At 53.2% G+C, this 15,418-nt stretch carries 15 protein-coding genes and 1 pseudogene; 6 read left to right on the top strand and 10 right to left on the bottom strand.

The genetic code is table 11. The features are described 5' to 3' along the window. The first annotated feature begins 7 nt into the window (after window positions 1-7). The 3 genes from ACO0LL_RS00580 to ACO0LL_RS00570 all read left to right on the top strand — a co-directional run bounded on the left by ACO0LL_RS00580 (window position 8) and on the right by ACO0LL_RS00570 (window position 3,738). Window positions 8-691 carry a heavy metal response regulator transcription factor gene (locus tag ACO0LL_RS00580; RefSeq protein WP_422948953.1) on the top strand — a complete coding sequence of 228 codons (684 nt, stop codon included), beginning with the start codon at window positions 8-10 and terminating at the stop codon, window positions 689-691. Then, a complete protein-coding gene (locus ACO0LL_RS00575; RefSeq protein ID WP_422948952.1) occupies window positions 688-2,127 on the top strand; it encodes a heavy metal sensor histidine kinase in 1,440 nt (479 codons plus the stop codon). The genes ACO0LL_RS00580 and ACO0LL_RS00575 overlap by 4 nt, the downstream gene beginning before the upstream one ends. Window positions 2,128-2,259: 132 nt before the next feature. Continuing rightward, entirely contained in the window at window positions 2,260-3,738 is a 1,479-nt protein-coding gene (locus tag ACO0LL_RS00570; protein WP_422948951.1) for a serine hydrolase, read from the top strand. A 68-nt stretch (window positions 3,739-3,806) separates the two neighbouring features. Here the strand turns inward: ACO0LL_RS00570 and ACO0LL_RS00565 are convergent, their stop codons facing one another. Then, window positions 3,807-4,799 carry an alpha/beta fold hydrolase gene (locus ACO0LL_RS00565; protein WP_422948950.1) on the bottom strand — a complete coding sequence of 331 codons (993 nt, stop codon included), beginning with the start codon at window positions 4,797-4,799 and terminating at the stop codon, window positions 3,807-3,809. Between the two features lie 158 nt (window positions 4,800-4,957). On the opposite strand from ACO0LL_RS00565, the gene ACO0LL_RS00560 reads away from it, so the two are divergent. Next, a complete protein-coding gene (locus ACO0LL_RS00560) occupies window positions 4,958-5,833 on the top strand; it encodes a helix-turn-helix domain-containing protein (RefSeq protein ID WP_422948949.1) in 876 nt (291 codons plus the stop codon). 206 nt (window positions 5,834-6,039) lie between these two features. On the opposite strand, the gene lipA is transcribed toward ACO0LL_RS00560, so the two are convergent. The 5 genes from lipA to ACO0LL_RS00535 form a co-directional block, all read right to left on the bottom strand. Continuing rightward, window positions 6,040-7,023: a lipoyl synthase gene (lipA, locus tag ACO0LL_RS00555; protein WP_422948948.1), complete on the bottom strand. Its 984-nt coding sequence runs from the start codon at window positions 7,021-7,023 to the stop codon at window positions 6,040-6,042. 22 nt (window positions 7,024-7,045) lie between these two features. After that, window positions 7,046-7,711 carry a lipoyl(octanoyl) transferase LipB gene (gene lipB / locus ACO0LL_RS00550; protein ID WP_422948947.1) on the bottom strand — a complete coding sequence of 222 codons (666 nt, stop codon included), beginning with the start codon at window positions 7,709-7,711 and terminating at the stop codon, window positions 7,046-7,048. Between the two features lie 252 nt (window positions 7,712-7,963). Then, window positions 7,964-8,863, bottom strand: a complete 900-nt coding sequence (locus tag ACO0LL_RS00545; RefSeq protein ID WP_422948946.1) for a PhzF family phenazine biosynthesis protein — start codon at window positions 8,861-8,863, stop codon at window positions 7,964-7,966. 76 nt (window positions 8,864-8,939) lie between these two features. Continuing rightward, window positions 8,940-9,494 carry a cysteine hydrolase family protein gene (locus ACO0LL_RS00540; protein ID WP_422948945.1) on the bottom strand — a complete coding sequence of 185 codons (555 nt, stop codon included), beginning with the start codon at window positions 9,492-9,494 and terminating at the stop codon, window positions 8,940-8,942. A gap of 30 nt (window positions 9,495-9,524) precedes the next feature. Next, window positions 9,525-9,842, bottom strand: a complete 318-nt coding sequence (locus ACO0LL_RS00535; RefSeq protein WP_422948944.1) for a DUF2917 domain-containing protein — start codon at window positions 9,840-9,842, stop codon at window positions 9,525-9,527. Between the two features lie 213 nt (window positions 9,843-10,055). Here ACO0LL_RS00535 and gcvA point away from each other — a divergent pair, with 213 nt between their 5' ends. Continuing rightward, window positions 10,056-10,973 carry a transcriptional regulator GcvA gene (gene gcvA, locus ACO0LL_RS00530; protein WP_422948943.1) on the top strand — a complete coding sequence of 306 codons (918 nt, stop codon included), beginning with the start codon at window positions 10,056-10,058 and terminating at the stop codon, window positions 10,971-10,973. A gap of 40 nt (window positions 10,974-11,013) precedes the next feature. Here gcvA and ACO0LL_RS00525 read toward each other — a convergent pair whose 3' ends face one another. Both ACO0LL_RS00525 and ACO0LL_RS00520 read right to left on the bottom strand, forming a co-directional pair. After that, window positions 11,014-11,295, bottom strand: coding sequence for a DUF493 family protein (locus ACO0LL_RS00525; RefSeq protein ID WP_422948942.1), 282 nt, complete (start codon window positions 11,293-11,295; stop codon window positions 11,014-11,016). A gap of 105 nt (window positions 11,296-11,400) precedes the next feature. After that, window positions 11,401-12,360: a LysR substrate-binding domain-containing protein gene (locus ACO0LL_RS00520; RefSeq protein ID WP_422948941.1), complete on the bottom strand. Its 960-nt coding sequence runs from the start codon at window positions 12,358-12,360 to the stop codon at window positions 11,401-11,403. Window positions 12,361-12,455: 95 nt separating this feature from the next. Between ACO0LL_RS00520 and ACO0LL_RS00515 the strand changes: the two are divergent. Then, window positions 12,456-13,130 (top strand): annotated as a pseudogene (locus ACO0LL_RS00515) (NADPH-dependent F420 reductase); the annotation flags it as partial. Between the two features lie 144 nt (window positions 13,131-13,274). Here ACO0LL_RS00515 and ACO0LL_RS00510 read toward each other — a convergent pair. Beyond that, window positions 13,275-14,123: a D-amino acid aminotransferase gene (locus ACO0LL_RS00510; RefSeq protein WP_422948940.1), complete on the bottom strand. Its 849-nt coding sequence runs from the start codon at window positions 14,121-14,123 to the stop codon at window positions 13,275-13,277. Window positions 14,124-14,256: 133 nt separating this feature from the next. Next, window positions 14,257-15,405 (bottom strand): D-alanyl-D-alanine carboxypeptidase family protein, encoded by a 1,149-nt coding sequence (locus tag ACO0LL_RS00505; RefSeq protein WP_422948939.1) that lies wholly within the window; start codon window positions 15,403-15,405, stop codon window positions 14,257-14,259. Window positions 15,406-15,418 lie beyond the last annotated feature (13 nt).

The raw sequence follows: 15,418 nt of genomic DNA, 5'->3' as shown, positions 1-15,418 counted from the left end.
AGTGTGCATGAAAATACTGGTCATTGAAGACGAATCCAAAACGAGCGAATACCTGCGCAATGGTTTGACAGAGTCAGGCTATATTGTCGATACCGCATGCAACGGTATTGACGGGCTACATTTAGCCCGTGAGCTAGATTATGACCTGATCTTGCTGGATGTCATGATGCCCGATCTTGATGGCTGGGAAGTGATACGGCAATTGCGCCAGGGCAGCCACCGTTCTGAAACACCAGTGCTTTTTCTATCAGCAAAAGCTACGCTGGAAGATCGCCTGAAAGGCTTTGAGCTAGGCGCAGAAGATTATTTACTGAAGCCTTTTTCATTTGCAGAATTGCTCGCACGCGTGAAAATCATTTTGCGTCGCGGCGGACAAAAGCAGCTCGATAGTGTGCTGGTGCTGGCTGACCTTGAACTTGATATTCCCAAACGCAAAGTCATGCGTGCAGGCACGCGCATTACTTTGACAAACAAAGAATTCGCCCTTCTGCAATTTTTTCTGCAAAATCAGGGGCAGGTGCTACCCCGTTCTCTGATCGCTTCAAGAGTGTGGGATATGAATTTCGATAGTGACACCAATGTTGTTGATGTTGCCGTGCGCAGATTACGAAAAAAAATAGACGAACCTTTTGCTGTCACGCTTATTCACACCGTATATGGTGTTGGTTATCGTTGCGAGCTTGAAACTTGAAAACCCGTTCTTACTCCCTGGTTACCCGCCTCGCATTATTGTATGCCATGCTGTCATTCACAGTCTTGGCAGCCGTTGGATATGCGTTGTACATCGCTTTGGTAGCACAACTTGAGACGCGCGATGACGCCGCCCTGGTGGTAAGAGTGGAACAGATACGGGCCCTGATGCGCGATGTGAATATCGTCGATCTCGCCCGCGAAAAACCTGAAGTCTTTGCAAACATGCTGGGAAACCGCGAAGCATTACTGATCATAAAATATCCGGGTGAAAAGCCGCTGATTGAAGTCAACCCAGCAAGCATCGCCATTCCCGGCATACAACCAGTTGCTACAAACTCTGTACTGGCCTTGTCCTCAGTCATCCATTCCAGTATCGATGACACCCCTTTCATCATCGCCTCTGCATTGGTGAAAACTGGTGATGCCAGACAACAGGGAAAAGATTTGCAAATAACCACAGGCCGTCTTTTGACAGAGCGAACGCGCATGTTGATGGTATATCGCAACCAGGTATTTGCCGTTGCATTGCTGGCTGCATTGCTGACAGCCATGCTCGCGTACTGGCTGGCGCGGCGCAGTTTGCGTCCCCTGTCTTTGTTTGCAGCACAGACCAATTCCATCAGCATGGCCAAGCTCTCCACCCGCATTGATGATAGCAGCGGTAGCAACAGCAGCGCCAGCCCGCAAGAATTGCAGCCCCTCATAGAAGGTTTCAACGCCATGCTGCATCGCCTGGAAACCGGTTTTTCACAACTGAGCCAGGTCTCAGCAGACATGGCCCACGACCTGAGAACGCCTATCAATAATTTGCTTGGCCAGACTGAAGTCGCCTTGGGGAAAAAACGCAGCAATGAGTATTATGAAAAATTACTCGGCTCCAATTTCGAAGAATTGCAACGCCTGTCCCACATGACAGACAACATGCTGTTTCTAGCCCGCGCAGAACACGCGGACCATGCAATCGAACGCAAGGAACTGGACGTAGCATCAGAATTTACCCGGCTTGCTGAATACTTCGAAGGACTAGCGGAAGAGCGGGAAATAAAAATCCTCTGGCAAGGCAATGGCAAGATCTGGGCCGACCCGGACTTGCTACGCCGCGCACTGGCAAACCTGCTGTTAAATGCAGTCCGCTATGCAGACACCGGCACTACCATCACATTGGCAGCAAAAAAAGAAGACGACGGCACGTACATCAGTGTAGAAAATACCGGCGCAACAATCGAGCCACACCACCTCGCCCGCCTGTTCGAACGTTTCTATCGCGCCGACGTATCCCGCCGCGATTCTGCTGGTGCAAGTGGGCTAGGCTTGTCTATCGTCCGCAGTATCATGTTGCTGCATCAGGGCCGCTGGAGCGTGACAAGCGAGCAGGGCCTGACGTGCTTTAGTTTGTTTTTTCCAGATCGTTGCGATTTGTCAGGCGATAAATGAAGTGCAGACGGACTGGATTTTGAATAGAAGTTAAATGCATAGAACTATTTCTTAAAGGATAAGTCAAACGGCTAGTCTCGCAGCCTTGCGTGAAATACAAGCATTTGTCCTTCTTTTGGAAAGCAGATTTCAATGACAAAACTGATTGTCTCACTTTGCGTAGTCTGTAGTTTTATAGGAGCGACAGTCACTACTAATGCTGCAAATGCCAGTGACACGTCCGCAAAATCCCAACCCTCCGACACAGAAATCAAACAACAAATCGACCTCTACATAAAAAGCGAAATGCAGGAACGCCGCATACCCGGCATGCAACTGGCTGTGGTCAGGGGTGGCAAGATTGTTTTGTTGAAGTCGTATGGCTTGGCTGAGATACCCAATGCGGTCGCTGTGAATGACCAGAACGTGTTTTCCATTAACTCTGCGACCAAGTCATTTACTGGTGTTGCCGTCATGCAGTTGGTGGAGGAGGGCAAGTTGGATTTATCTGCGCCGGTGTCGCGTTATCTGGATGGTTTGCCTGTGGCCTGGCAGACGGTGACTGTGCGGCAGTTGCTCACGCACACATCGGGTATTCCTGACATCATCAGCAGCAAGATACCCTCGCTGGCGACGCCGCAAGAGGTGGATGCTGCCTGGGCAGCGATACAGACCTGGCCTATGGAGTTCAAGACGGGTGAGCGGTATCGCTATAACCAGACCAATTATATTTTGCTGGGCAAGATCATAGATCGCTTGAGTGGCATGCCGTTTATAGCGTTTTTCCAGAAGCGTCAGTTTGCTGTGGCGGGTATGCGCAGTGTGGGCTTTGGTGAGTCGCGCGATGTGATACCGCACAAGGCGGTGTCGTACAGGTATGAGGAGCCGGGTGGCAGCTTGCGGCATATCGTTGAGACCTATCCGCCTTTCTTGCGCACTGGTGCGGGCATGAATAGCAGTGCCGAGGATGTGGCGAACTGGCTCATCGCGCTGCAACAGGGCAAGCTGATTTCTGCTGCGGGTTTGAAGCAACTCTGGACGCCGGGTACTTTCAATAACGGGAAGCCGACTGTGTGGGCGCTCGGTTGGCCAGTGATGCGTCAGGGGGAGTATGCAGCGGTGGCTGGCGTGGGTGGTGCGCGTTCGGCGTTTTATGTATATCCCGGCCATGATCTTGCCATCGTCACGCTGACTAATCTGGCGGGTGCTGATCCGCAGGGCATGATCGATGATATCGCTGGCTTTTATTTGCCTGGTTTGAGAAAAGTGCATGGCGGCGCTTATACTGCGCATCTTTTGCGTGAACAGATTGCGCAGGATGGCTATGCGGGGCTGGCGGCGAAATTGAACAAGATCAAAATCGATAAGGGCTTGCCTGATCCTTCTGAAGATGATTTCAACTCCTGGGGTTATCGTTTGCTGAGCAAGAAGATGGTTGAGCAGGCGGTGACGGTGTTTGGTCTTGGTGTGCAGATTTATCCCAACAGTGCGAACCTGCATGACAGCCTGGCGGAGGTCTATGAGTTTCAGGCGGACAAGGTCGCGGCCTTGAAGCATTACCGTTTGTCGCTGGGGCTGGATGCGCAGAATACGCATGCGGCGGAGCGTATCGCGGCGCTGGGTGGGAAGTAAGTGTTCCCGTGTTGACAGCTGGTTTTAGGGCTAGCTGTCAACATTGCCATATCCGCTTGATATGCTGGTCACACTCCCCACAAGCGGCGGGCTTCTTCCGCAATCACATCTGGATATTCTTCCTGAAAAAACAGCTTCCCTTCTGGTATGACGCGTATGCCGTGCGACTGCGGAAATAACCGGTCAAGGTATTCCGCGTCAGCCATGGAAAACAAAGTATCGCTGCCGCCCCATACTATCCTGACGGGGATGCGGCTGCGCTTGAGAGTTGCCTCTATGCCCGCCAAGGGGTTAGGTTCCAGCGCAAGGTGGAAGTCGTGGTATTGCTGGCGGCGCAGTGCTGAGCTGACCAGTGGCGTGACGTAACAGGCGATATTGTCAGCAGTCAGTATTGCAGGGTTGTGGAAGACGGCAGCACCAAAGGTGGCACGGGCCAGAGCGGTGTCGCTCAGCCATTTGGCGGTTTCGTCAGCCAGGGTGCCAGCGCGAGCCATCTTGATGGCTGGCTGCACGCCTGCTGGCGGGCTGTCTGGCTCGACATCGCAGTTTGTCAGCAACATGCTGCGAACGCGTTCTGGATAGCGCGCGGCAAATAGCTGTGCTACTGCGCCGCCACTGTCGCTGGCGATGATATCGACTGCTACTATCTTTAAGTGATCGAGCAGGCTGATCAGCATGTCCAGCTGTGCATCAGCTGTTAGTGATTGCTGTGCTGGCACTTGCGTATAACCCAGGCCCATGAAGTCGGGCGCGATGCAGCGGCGGTAAGGTGAGAGCAGGTCTATCGCACCACGCCACTGGAAACCATTCAGTGGAGCGCCGTGCAAGAACAGGGCGGCGTCACCCCTACCTCGTTCGACATAAGCGATTTTACCGAATGGCAGGTTGGCAAAGCGTCGCATGGCGTGAAATGCTGCGGCATCCGTTGCTGGCTTCTGTATATCTGGTTCTTTGGATAGTGCCTGGGCTGGCATCAGCATTGCGGCGCTGAGGTTGCCAACTATGCCAACGCTGCCAACAATGGCTGCGGGGCTGAGTTGCAAGAAAAGCCGTCTCTTCATTTTTATCTCCAGATGGGATTTATTCGTGAACCGAAGCAATGGAGACGATGCTAGCAACATCAATTTGAAATGGCGCGCACAAATAGCCGACCATGAGCACAGACGGATGATTTGCGCTACATTAGTACTTCTTCAAGTGTGCATACTTTGAGGGCGCGATGACCAGACCTACATGTTATCCCCAGCCATCTGCAGCGCTGCTGGGCAGTGCTGGCAGCCATGATTTGCCGCTGCTGGATGTGCTGACTTCACCTGTGCCGATTGGACTGTTCAATTCCCCTGTTGATGCACGCCATGTACTCTGCCTGCATCTGGGCGACCCTGTACCTGTGTCTTATCGCGCTGGTTCTTATGAACGCCAGGGCGTGCGCCTGCATGGTCAGTTCTGTGTCGTACCTGGCGGCTCCAGCACACGCTGGACACTGACTCAGCCCGCCACATCCTTGCTGTTGCGCCTGTCACCGCAAATCCTGAGCGACACTGCTGAATCCATGAACTTGGGCACCCAGCATGTCGAATTGGCGCCCGCCATCCATATCCGTGACCCGCAGATAGAATGCATAGGCTGGATGATGCAGGCCGAGGATCATGATGCTTACCCAGGAGGTCGCATTTTTGCAGACAGTCTGGCAGTCGCCTTGGCTGCCCGCCTGTTTACCTTGCAGTCACGCCAGCCTGCGACAGATCAGCTAACTGGCCCCGGTTTACCAGGCTGGCGGCTGCGTCATGTCATTGATTATGTCGAGACACATCTCGATAGTGACCTCACCCTGGCTGAACTCGCTGCCGTGGCCGGGTTCAGCCTGTCGCACTTCAAGGCCTTGTTCAGACAGGCGACAGGTATGCCGGTGCACCGCTATGTCATGGAACGCCGCCTGCATCGCGCACGCCAGCTCATGATGGAAGGCAAGCAGAGCATGACAGACATCGCGCTGGAAACCGGTTTCGCCCACCCCAGCCATCTGGCCCGCAGCATGCAGCGTGTGCTGGGCTTGAGCCCGGCGCAGATTCGCGGGATGATGACATTCATTTGATGCTCAGAGATTTATCTTGTTTTGGAGTTCAAAAATACAGCAGCGCTGCTTAGTTATAGCCTCATGTCGTTCCACCGCCCAGTGTTGGGCTGATGAAGCGTAGCCCAACCTACGTAACTGGCGAGGTCCGTTCCAATCTGCGCAGCTCACAAAAAAATGGCTCATTATTCTGAAAATAATGAGCCATTTTTTTTGCACTTCTATTCTTAAACTTTTACATCCGTCCCCACACCATGCGCTTGCTGATCAGCATGGTAGCTTGAACGCACCATTGCACCAACGGCGGCATGGGCGAAGCCCATTTTGTAGGCTTCTTCTTCATACATCTTGAATACGTCTGGGTGGACATAGCGGCGTACTGGCAAGTGGTGGCCGCTAGGTGCCAGGTACTGGCCTATGGTCAGCATGTCGACGTTATGGGCGCGCATGTCGCGCATGACCTGTAAAACTTCTTCATCGGTTTCACCGAGGCCCACCATGATGCCGGATTTGGTTGGAGTGTTCGGGTGTTGTTCCTTGAAGCGCTTCAGCAGGTTCAGGGAGTACTCATAATCAGAACCCGGGCGCGCTTCCTTGTACAAACGCGGTGCGGTTTCGAGATTGTGGTTCATGACATCTGGTGGTGCCATATTGAGAATTTCCAGTGCACGGTCCATGCGGCCACGGAAATCCGGTGTCAGGATTTCTATGCGTGTCATTGGGGACAATTCGCGCACGCGGGTAATGCACTCGGCAAAGTGGGCGGCACCGCCGTCACGCAAATCATCGCGATCTACTGAGGTGATTACGACATAGCTGAGCTTCAATGCAGCGATGGTTTTTGCGAGATTGGCTGGTTCATCGACATCGAGTGGGTCTGGGCGTCCATGGCCGACATCGCAGAATGGGCAGCGGCGCGTGCATTTGTCGCCCATGATCATGAAGGTGGCCGTGCCTTTGCCAAAGCATTCGCCTATGTTGGGGCAGGAGGCTTCTTCGCAGACTGTCACCAGTTTGTTGGCGCGCAGGATGTCCTTGATTTCATAAAAGCGGGTGGTCGGTGAACCGGCCTTGACGCGTATCCAGTCTGGCTTGGGCAATCTTTCCATCGGGATGATCTTGATGGGGATGCGCGCAGTCTTACTTGCCCCTTTTTGTTTCTCGGTGGGATCGTAAGCGGCGGTGGCGACGTTGGTGTTTTCGGTTGTCATGGTATGAAGCGATGTCGAAAAATCAGGGGGCAGTCAAAAGATCTTGCAAATTCTGTGCGAGTGCATTCTGGACTTGGCTTAGCGGCACGGTCACGCCCAGGGTTTTCATGTCTACGGTGGCAAGGCCCGCATAGCCACAGGGGTTAATCCAGGAAAACGGTGTCAAATCCATATCTACATTCAGTGATACGCCATGATAGGTGCAGCCGTTGCCGCGCACTTTCAAGCCCAGGGCGGCGACTTTGGCGCCTTGCCATTGGCCATTGCTGACATAGATGCCTGGCGCGCCTTCCTTGCGTTCACCAGCGAGATTATACGCTTCCAGGGTGTTGATGACTGCCTGTTCTATCTTGTTGACGAATTCGCGGGCGAATAATCTTGCCTTAGGATGGCTGCGGCGCAAGTCTATTAGCAAGTAGATCACAACCTGGCCGGGGCCGTGGTAGGTGACTTCGCCACCACGGTCGGTCTGCACTACCGGGATGTCATGGGCGGCCAGCACATGTGACTGGTCGGCACCCAGGCCCAGGGTATACACGGGCGGGTGTTCCACGATCCAGAATTCATTTTGCGTATGCTCATCACGGGCATCAGTGAACGCGCGCATGGCGTCGAAAGTGAGCTGATAGGGCTCAATGCCGCGATGGATGATGCGGGGTGTTACGTTGGGGGCGAGGGCAGCTTGCATAGACCTCTAGTGTAACATTTTGTGGGGGCGAGGTCTTTGCTTGTGTAAATGCTATCCTAGATGAATAAGTGATAAGTTTATGGTGGGAGAGGGGATTGTAGGTTGGGACATAACGTAGGTTGGGCCGGGCCTCGCTAGGCTACGCTTCACCAGCCCAACACTGGGCCTTTAATAAACGAATACGTCATTGATAGGCTGAGTGTTGGGCTGATAAGGCGTAGCCCAACCTACAACACATTATGGCCTGCCCCATCAAATCCTGACCGCCATGGTCTTCTCCACTCTCGCTCTGCCACCCACCATAAGACTGGGTATCTGCCCCTGCTGTATCTCCAGTTCCACCTTGATCAGGCTGGGAGAGGCGGGTTCCATGAGTACACCTTGTTCTATTTGCAAGGTGGGGCCTTGGATGTTGTATTGGCTGTAGAGCAGGCAAGCCAGCGGCCCGGCGGCGGTGCCGGTGGCGGCTTCTTCGCCTATGCCGTAGCGTGGGGCGAACATGCGGGTGCTGGCGGCGTGGCTGCGGTCTTGCACATCGAGGGTGAAGGGGTAAAAGCCGACAAGGTCCAGCTCTTCGCTGATGTTGCCGATTTCTTCATGGTCGGGCTGGATATTGGCCAGGCATTCGCGGCCTATGATGGGGATGGCGAGAAAGGCATTGCCGGTATTGACGATGGTGGGCAGGCGGTCGCGCAGCAGGTCATGCTCGGTCAAGCCCATGCTTTGCAAGATGCGCTCATACAGGCTGGCAAAGCCATCACTGTCGTCTGCAGAAATGCTTTGATAGCGTGGCGTGCTTTGCTGCATGAAGGCGAGCTCACCCTTGATGAGGATGTCGCGGTTGCCATCTATGGTTTGCTTGCTGCACAGACCTTCGCTGACTTTGCCAAGTTCACGCAAAAGTGAAAACGTAGCGACTGTGGCGTGGCCGCAATGGGCAATCTGGCGGTTTGGGGTGAAAAATTCCAGCTTGTAGGTGGCGCAGTCTGAGCTGGAGACGAAGGCGGTTTCTGATAATCCTACGGCGCGGGCGATCTGTAATTTTTGCTGGGAGGTGTAAGTGTCGGCATTCAAGACCACACCAGCCGGGTTGCCGCCTTCGTTCTGTTGGGTAAATGCGTGAACGATATGCACTTCTACTGGCTCGCCCATGTCCATTCCTGAATTTGTTGGAATGGACATTATAGGAGTTTAATCCCCTGACTTGCCAGTTGGATTTCTAGAGGTATTACTTGGTATGCGCAGCAATGACGTCAGCAGTATTTTTGACAACGCAAAATTCATTGTGCAGGCTGGCGAGGTGAATGCGGTGGATTTCATCTGCTGGTATCAGTTCACCATTGACACCAGGGCGGTCAAAGGTGGCGCAGGCATCGGCCACCAGCTCTACGCTGAAGCCAAGGTTGCCCGCCATGCGGGTGGTGGTTGATACGCAGTGGTCTGTAGTCAAGCCGGCAATAACAAGCTGCTTGATGCCCTTGGCTTGCAACCATGCTTCGAGCTCAGTACCAATGAAGCCGCTATTCACTTTTTTGGTGAAGATGGCTTCACCTGGCAATGGGCGTGCGAGGGCTTTGAATTCAAAACCCTCTTGCCCGGCACGCAAAGGCGAATCTGGCTCTTGCGACTGGTGGCGTACATGGATCACAGGTAACTCTTGCTCACGCCAGTGTTGCAGCAGGGCAGCCATATATTGCTCGGCTGCCGGATTATTGCGCTGTCCCCACTTGGGATGATCAAAGCCTTGTTGTACGTCAATCAAGATCAGTGCAGTCTGTGCCATATTCGCCCCGGTGCTGCTTTTCTTTAAAAATCAAGCGAATGCCTGGCTCAATTTACGTGTCAGTTTTTGCAGGTAACTGGTGCCGGCCATGGTTTTAACGTTGATTACGCTGGATACAGCGGACAATTCGATAACGCTGGCTTGAGTTTCAGCTTCGATGACGACGAATTGATTCGCTGGTATGACCATGGATTCGCCAGTGCTGAGCCAGTAATCATCGACCTGGCCAGCAACTGTCAACCAGACGCGGCCGCATGCTACTTCAATTTTACGGGCCTGTTCGGCTGTGCCAGACAATGTGCCACCGGCGGCGATCATGTATGATGGGTTTGCGAAATTATTTGTCATTTCCTTACTCCTGGTATTTTACTGCTAAAGTGGCAATGCATTTACTAAACAGAGAGGGAATTCACTTTGTTGCACTGCGATGAAAGCATTGTAGTCTTGCATCACAAGAAAATAAAACGAGTAATTTTTGAATGCCTTGCTAAAATAATTCACAGTAAAGCTGTAATAAGCTTATAACAAATTCACCCTCAGCTGACGCCCCGTTTACCTACTATGGATTTTCGACGACTCCCCAATCTAGCTGCCCTGCGTGCCTTTGAAGCGGCGGCGCGCCATCAGAATTTTTCCAAGGCTGCGCAAGAAATTCACCTGACCCATGGGGCGATCAGCCATCAGGTCAGGGCATTGGAAGAAGAGCTGGGCGTACCGCTGTTCATCCGCCATGGCAAACGCATCAGCATCACGCCTGATGGTGAGCAGTTTGCTGCCACCATCAGAAAAGCCCTGATTGACCTGGGTGACGCTGCTGATTTGCTCAAGAAGCGCAACAAGCAAAAGCGCCTTGGTATTACCTCGCTGCCATCGTTTGCGGCGCGCTGGTTATCGCCGCGCCTGGGGCGGTTTATCGAACATCATCCTGACCTGGAAGTCAGCCTGCAGTCGAGTAGCCACCTGGCTGATTACAATATGGAATCGATAGATGTGGGCATACGCTTTGGCCTTGGCAATTATCCCGGCATGATCAGTGAGTTGTTGATGGGAGATTATTATTACCCGGTCGCCAGCCCGCATTTCCACGGCGGGCAGTTGCCACAAACACCAGCCGAACTGGCGCGCACGCAGTTATTGCGCTGTGATGGCGAACCCTGGGAGCCCTGGTTTCGCGCAGCAGGTCTGAATAATGAGGAGCCGACTGGTGGCCTGGTATTTCAGGACTCATCGATGCTGGCGCGTGCTGCGGTAGATGGTCAGGGCATAGCGCTGGGCAGGCATATTATTGTGCAGCCGGATATCAAGGCGGGCCTGCTGCAGCGCCTGTTCAATATCGATATACCTTGTGAAGTTGCCTATTACCTGGTGTACCCACCAGAGGCGCTGGCCAAGCCACAGGTAAAGGCATTCAGGGAATGGCTGCTGGCCGAAGTCGCTGAAGAGAAAAAGCAAATGGACATGTCAGGGGCTCTGACATAAGGATGTGCCTGACTGGCTGTGACCAGTCAGGCAAGATCGCTTACAGTACGAATTTCACCATAGGGTGAGAAGACAGTGCACGGTACAGATTATCCAGTTGCTCGCGGCTGGTGGCCAATACGGTCACCGTTACCGAGATGTAGGCACCTTTGCTGGATGGGCGCATCTCTACCTTGCCTGCATGAAAGGTCGGGTCAAACGAAGTCACGACTTCCACCATGGTCTGGGCGAAATCATCATGCATAGGTCCCATGACCTTGATGGGAAACTCACTAGGGTATTCAATCAGACTTTCTTCGGGGGGGATGGGTCTCATTTCCATAATGTTTCCAAATCTTAAAATAACTTAATGTCAGTATATGGGGTCTTGCTATTAAATTCCAATAGCATCGCTCGCTGCCCGCATGTCACCATGCCAGTTTTTGCTTCAGGCATGAAAGGCTGCAAGAGATGACAAAGGCACATGCAAAGATTCGGTTTGCGCCAGTTCTTCCAGCAAAAAATCCACCGTCGCCTTGACGCGCGGTGCAATCAGGGCGCGGTGTGGATATTGCAATACCATCTGCCGGTTGCCTGCCTCATGAAAAGTGCCCAGCACTATCTTGAGCTTGTTGTCGCGTAAATAACGCCATGAATGATGAACTGCCACCTGGGCAATGCCCAGGCCCATGACGGCTGCCTGCACTGCAGATTCTGGCGCTGACACTGTCAGGTCAGGTTCACGCGGGTAGGGGCGGTTTATCTCACCCTGCCTGAGTTTGAGGTTCCAGGTCGTCATTTTGCCATTCAAAAAACGCACGGCGATTTGCTTGTGCTGATCCAGGTCACTGATCTGTTGCGGCACGCCATATTGCTCAAGGTAAGAGGGAGCAGCCGCCAGTATGGTATACAGAGGGCAGACTGCGCGCGAAATGATGCTGGAATCTTCTATCATGCCGCCGCGCAAAGCGAGGTCATAACCGTCACGCACCAGGTCTATGCGATGGTCGTCAAAGTCTATTGCCAGTCGCAAGCCGGGATGACGCTGCCGTAATTTGGGCAGCAAGGGCAGCAGGTAATGCTGACCAAAGGCATTGCCCGTCGATATCCTGACTTGGCCCACCACTTCTGCATGCTGGCGGCTGACGCTTTCTACTGCATGGTCAAGTGCATCTATCGCTGCACGTGCGTTTTCCAAAAAAGTCTGACCCTCACTGGTCAATTGCAAAGAGCGGGTGCTGCGGTTCATGAGGCGCACGCCCAGGGTTTGCTCCAGACCTGCCACATTCTTGCTGACCGCTGCTGCCGATATATGCAGCGCTCTGGCCGCAGCCGCAAAGCTGCCACGGTCTGCCGCCTGTATGAAAGACAGCATGGCGGGAATACGTTGAGAGGCATCGAGCTTCATATTCGTAACCTGAAGTTGTGAGTGAAAATAAGAATAGCTGGCTTATCAGCATTAATCAATGAGATCACAATCGCTCCTATCAACACACAGACAGGAGAAACAAAATGCAAACAGCTACAAAGACAGTCGCAGTTCTGGGTAATGGTATCGTCGGCGTTGCCATCGCCAAAGGCTTTGCCAACCTCGGTTATGAAGTGATCTTTGGTACCCGCAACCCTGATAGCGATAAAAGCAAGGGGGCGCTGGCTGCAGTGCCAACGGCAAAGGCCAGCAGCTATGCAGATGCGGTCAAGGCTGCCGATCTGGTTTTCCTGGCTCTGCCATGGGATGGCTTATCTGAAAGCCTGGCACTGGCTGGTTCTGCCAACTTCGCTGGCAAAACCGTCATTGATGCTGTTAATCCACTACTGGATTTTGCTACAGGCTCGCCAAAACTGGCGGTAGGCTTCAGTGATTCTGCCGGTGAGCTGGTACAAAGACTGCTGCCGCAGGCGCGGGTGGTCAAGGCTTTCAATACCATCGTCACCACGCATATGGTGCAACCAAAATTCTCGGATGGTCAGCCGGATATGTTTATTGCGGGGAATGATGCTGGGGCCAAACAGGAGGTGACCGCCATCTTGCGTGATTTTGGCTGGCGTGGCGCGATAGACATGGGTGACATTACAGCGGCACGTTTGATCGAACCGCTGGCGATGTTGTGGATCAGCTATGCATTCCAGCGTCAGCATTGGACGCATGGGTTTAGTTTGTTGGGGCAGGCGAAGTAGGTTCCAATCGGTGGCAATGTCGTAGGTTGGGCTACGTTTCATCAGCCCAACACTGGGCTTTTAAGTAACGTATACGTTTGCAGAGGCCGAGTGTTGGGCTGATACCCCGTAGCCCAACCTACGCGTAATACGTTTTCGGTATTTTTAAGCTGCCTTGGCCGCCTGATAAGCCGCATACAACTGATGATAAACCGCACCGGGTTTGCCATCGCCTATCACCGTATCATCGAGCTTCACTACCGCCAGCACTTCCTTGGTGGCAGATGACAGCATGACTTCATCTGCGGCAAACACTTCTTCGCGGGTAATGCGGCGGGCTTCGAGCTTGATATTGTTGGCGGCACACAGTTCTTCTATCAGACCGTAGCGTATGCCTTCGAGTATCAGGTTGTCTTTCGGTGGGCCCATGAGGATGCCGTCTTTGACTATCCATACATTCGAGGCCGATGCTTCGGTCAGGTAACCGTCGCGGAATTGTATGCTCTCAGTCACGCCGTTTTCGGCGGCGTTTTGTGCTGCCAATACATTGCCCAGTAGCGAGATGGATTTGATCTCGCAACGCAGCCAGCGTTTGTCTTCCATAGCCACACAGGCCACTCCGTTTTCACGTGCAACTGCTGTTGGCAGCACGATGGGGTTGGTCATGATGAAGACCGTAGGTGTGACTTCATCCTTGGGGAAGGCATGGGCACGCTTGGCTACACCACGGGTGACTTGCAGATAGACCATCTGGTCGTCTGAATCATGTGCTGCCATGACCTTGGCGATCAGGGCCAGCCACTCGTCTTTGCTATGCGGATTGGTGATGCCTATGGCTGCCAGACTGCGGAACAGGCGGGCCAGATGCTGGTCGGCACGGAACATCTTGCGACCATACACAGGGATGACTTCATAGATACCATCACCAAAGATAAAGCCACGGTCAAGTACCGGGATTTTGGCTTCGGAAAGAGGCGTCATTTCGCCATTGAGATAGACCAGGGCTTCGTTCATGATAGGCAGGGCAGACAAAAAAAGTGAGAGACTTATTCTTACATGGAAAGCCGTTTTCGCTTATGCAAATACGGCATACAGCCATAGCCAGGGTTTATGTGCGAGCATCAACCCTGGCTAAGCGTTTACATCATTACTTGAACATCAGGCGTATTGAATCCCAGGCGCGGCCAAAGATGCTGGCCTGGTTGACTTGTTCCAGCGCAATCACCGGTACTTCGGCAACGGCTTTGCCATCGAGCATGACTTTCATGACGCCGACCTTGCTGTTCAAGGCAATCGGTGCGACCAGCGGGTCTTTGCGTTCCAGCGCCGGTTTCAGTTTGGCGGCAGATCCTTTTGGCAATGTGATATACAGTTCACGGTCAAAACCTATCTTGACCTGAGGCTGCGTGCCTTTCCAGACTTCTGGCGTGGCAATCGCCTGGCCTTTGTCATACAACTTCAGGGTTTCAAAGTTCAGGTAGCCCCAGTTCAGCAATTTCAAACTTTCTTGCGCACGTACTGAGTCACTTTCGGTGCCGATAACGACCGAGATCAGGCGGCGCTGGCCTGTGCCATTCGGGCGGTTGGCCGACGAGATCAGGCTATAGCCACCGCCAGTAGTATGGCCGGTTTTCATGCCATCGACGGTAGGGTCGAGCATCAGCAGGCGGTTGCGGTTAGGCTGGGTGATCTTGTTATAGGTATAGCTCTTGGTGGAGTAATAGGTCTTGTAGAACTCTGGATGATCAATGATCAGGCGTGCTGCCAGGTTAGACAAATCCTGTGCAGTTGAATAATTGTCCTTGCTCGGTAAACCATGTGGGTTGGCAAAGCGGGTGGCCTTCAGGCCCATGCGTTCTGCTTCGCGGTTCATTTGTACGACAAAGGCTTCTTCACTACCGGCTACCGCTTCTGCCAGGGCAACGGCGGCATCATTGCCGGATTGTACGATCAGGCCATACAGCAATTCATTGATGGTGACTGGCTTGTTCGGTTCAATAAACATCTTTGAACTGCTGCCATCAACCTTCCAGGCGCGGGTAGAGACATTGATGCTCTGGTTCAGGTCCAGCTTCTTGTCCTTGAGCGCAGAAAACACCAGATAGGCCGTCATGATCTTGGTCAGCGAGGCTGGCTCTACGCTCATGGTGGGTTCTTGTGCGGCGATGACCTGGTTGCTGGTGGCATCAAGCAAGAGCCAGGCTTTGGAAGCAATGGTAGGTGAAGGCAGGGTTTGCGCGACTGCGGCTGTCATGGTCAGCAGCGAGACGGCAATTGAGGCGAGGAATTTTTTCATTGATGAACTAGTA

Origin of the sequence: Undibacterium sp. TC4M20W (assembly GCF_049340245.1) — a bacterium.
In the GTDB taxonomy this organism is placed as follows: Bacteria; Pseudomonadota; Gammaproteobacteria; order Burkholderiales; family Burkholderiaceae_D; genus Undibacterium.
Note: the sequence above shows the minus strand (reverse complement) of the source record. Positions and strands in the feature narration are given on the sequence as shown.

Coding starts and splice junctions, on each gene's coding strand:
- ACO0LL_RS00580 (WP_422948953.1), top strand. CDS start 8: ATGAAAATACTGGTCATTGAAGACGAATCCAAAACGAGCGAATACCTG.
- ACO0LL_RS00570 (WP_422948951.1), top strand. CDS start 2,260: ATGACAAAACTGATTGTCTCACTTTGCGTAGTCTGTAGTTTTATAGGA.
- ACO0LL_RS00565 (WP_422948950.1), bottom strand. CDS start 4,799: ATGAAGAGACGGCTTTTCTTGCAACTCAGCCCCGCAGCCATTGTTGGC.
- ACO0LL_RS00560 (WP_422948949.1), top strand. CDS start 4,958: ATGACCAGACCTACATGTTATCCCCAGCCATCTGCAGCGCTGCTGGGC.
- lipA (WP_422948948.1), bottom strand. CDS start 7,023: ATGACAACCGAAAACACCAACGTCGCCACCGCCGCTTACGATCCCACC.
- lipB (WP_422948947.1), bottom strand. CDS start 7,711: ATGCAAGCTGCCCTCGCCCCCAACGTAACACCCCGCATCATCCATCGC.
- ACO0LL_RS00545 (WP_422948946.1), bottom strand. CDS start 8,863: ATGGGCGAGCCAGTAGAAGTGCATATCGTTCACGCATTTACCCAACAG.
- ACO0LL_RS00540 (WP_422948945.1), bottom strand. CDS start 9,494: ATGGCACAGACTGCACTGATCTTGATTGACGTACAACAAGGCTTTGAT.
- ACO0LL_RS00535 (WP_422948944.1), bottom strand. CDS start 9,842: ATGACAAATAATTTCGCAAACCCATCATACATGATCGCCGCCGGTGGC.
- gcvA (WP_422948943.1), top strand. CDS start 10,056: ATGGATTTTCGACGACTCCCCAATCTAGCTGCCCTGCGTGCCTTTGAA.
- ACO0LL_RS00525 (WP_422948942.1), bottom strand. CDS start 11,295: ATGGAAATGAGACCCATCCCCCCCGAAGAAAGTCTGATTGAATACCCT.
- ACO0LL_RS00520 (WP_422948941.1), bottom strand. CDS start 12,360: ATGAAGCTCGATGCCTCTCAACGTATTCCCGCCATGCTGTCTTTCATA.
- ACO0LL_RS00510 (WP_422948940.1), bottom strand. CDS start 14,123: ATGAACGAAGCCCTGGTCTATCTCAATGGCGAAATGACGCCTCTTTCC.
- ACO0LL_RS00505 (WP_422948939.1), bottom strand. CDS start 15,405: ATGAAAAAATTCCTCGCCTCAATTGCCGTCTCGCTGCTGACCATGACA.